1 protein-coding gene and 1 pseudogene are annotated in these 1,128 nt (G+C 40.0%); both read left to right on the forward strand.

The window, feature by feature from the left end; genetic code table 11:
• A pseudogene (locus P767_RS15410) lies at window positions 1-475 on the forward strand (tRNA nucleotidyltransferase); the annotation flags it as partial.
• Window positions 476-535: 60 nt separating this feature from the next.
• Entirely contained in the window at window positions 536-1,114 is a 579-nt protein-coding gene (locus tag P767_RS0102350; protein WP_026763255.1) for an IS1096 element passenger TnpR family protein, read from the forward strand.
• Window positions 1,115-1,128 lie beyond the last annotated feature (14 nt).

Here is a 1,128-nt window from a genome sequence, read left to right on the forward strand (position 1 = left end):
TAAAATTTTTTCCAAATTAAAGCTGCCTTTGCATGAACCCATGAAATATGTGCAGAAACTGGTGTTGCTGCATTTGCGACCCATCAGTTTAACCAAGGAAAATATTACGGACAGTGCGGTAAGGCGATTGTTGTTTGATGCGGGTGAAGATATTGATGATTTAATGAAGCTTTGTTCAGCTGATATTACCAGCAAGAACAAACAAAAAGTGCAGCGATATCTACAGAATTTCGCGTTGGTAAAAGAACGAATGGCAGAAGTGGAAGCCAAGGATCAGCTGAGAAACTGGCAGCCTCCCATTACGGGTGAACTGATTATGGAGGTGTTTGGATTGAATCCCGGTAAGCAGGTAGGTATTTTAAAGGATGCCATCAGAGAAGCCATTCTGGATGGAATCATCCCCAATCAACAAGAAGCAGCCTATGTATTTATGTTAGAAAAAGGGGCAGAACTGAACTTAAAACCCGTTAAATAATCGCTATTTTGCACCCTGTTACAATCGATCATAAAAGCACTAATCAATAAAACCGGCGGAATGGCAATTTTAAAATTTAGAATATACCTGGAAGAGGATGATGCAGTTTACAGAGATGTGGTGATTAAGCATACACAGTATTTTCTTGATTTGCATTTTGCTATTTTAAAGGCATTTGAATTTGATACCAAACACCAGGCTACTTTTTACAGGAGCAATGACAACTGGTTAAAGGGGAGGGAAATCAGTTTTGAAAAATACGATAAAGCCTATAGGGTAGATCCCCTGTTGATGGCAGAAACAACCATTGGTTCTGAAATCCAGGACGTAAATCAGAAATTCATATATGAATATGATTTTGCCAAAGGCTGGACATTCTTAGTAGCCCTGATAAGTGTAAATAAAGAAGAAAACCCCAAATTAACTTATCCATCTGTTTCAAGAATTGAGGGGATTGGTCCTCAGCAATATGGCACCAAGAGTTTGCTGGGAGACAAGTTTGCCGATATTGAAGAGAAATACGATCTGAACGAAGCCGCGGATGGCTTTGGAGAAGAAGGGGAGGAAGCTGCCAGTGAAGCAGACGGAGATGATGATGGTTTTGGTGGTGAAGAGCAAAGGGATGATTTTGAAGACTAAGCCAACTGTATATA

The organism is Sediminibacterium salmoneum NBRC 103935 (genome assembly GCF_000511175.1).
Classification (GTDB): Bacteria; Bacteroidota; Bacteroidia; order Chitinophagales; family Chitinophagaceae; genus Sediminibacterium; species Sediminibacterium salmoneum.

What these genes read in the sequence shown, in the direction of transcription:
- P767_RS0102350 (WP_026763255.1), top strand. Translation starts at nt 536, where the DNA reads ATGGCAATTTTAAAATTTAGAATATACCTGGAAGAGGATGATGCAGTT.